This window comes from Pseudomonas sp. SIMBA_068 (assembly GCF_046534705.1).
GTDB lineage: Bacteria > Pseudomonadota > Gammaproteobacteria > Pseudomonadales > Pseudomonadaceae > Aquipseudomonas > Aquipseudomonas putida.
In genome coordinates this window covers 1-257 of sequence record NZ_JAWRYI010000937.1, presented here as the reverse complement: position 1 = coordinate 257, position 257 = coordinate 1, and the positions used below count along the sequence as shown (strand labels likewise).

The 257-nt window shown below is 64.6% G+C and carries 1 pseudogene; it reads left to right on the top strand.

Going from position 1 to position 257, the window contains the following annotated elements:
- Positions 1–240: pseudogene (locus tag SB756_RS32160) on the top strand (malate synthase G); the annotation flags it as partial.
- Positions 241–257: the final 17 nt, after the last annotated feature.

The following is a 257-nucleotide window of genomic DNA, read 5'->3' as shown; positions in this document are numbered from 1 at the left end:
CACCATGGCGTGGTGGGTGCCGAGCAGGTCGAGGCGACTCTGCAACGCATGGCCAAGGTGGTAGACCAACAGAATGCCGGGGACCCGGCGTACCGGCCAATGGCGGCCAACTTCGAGGCATCGCATGCGTTTCGCGCCGCCCGAGAGCTGGTGTTCAAGGGGCGCGAGCAACCTAGTGGCTATACCGAGCCGTTGCTGCATGGCTGGCGGTTGCAGTTCAAGCAGCAGGTTCAACGCTAGCCCAAGCTGCGCGGAGC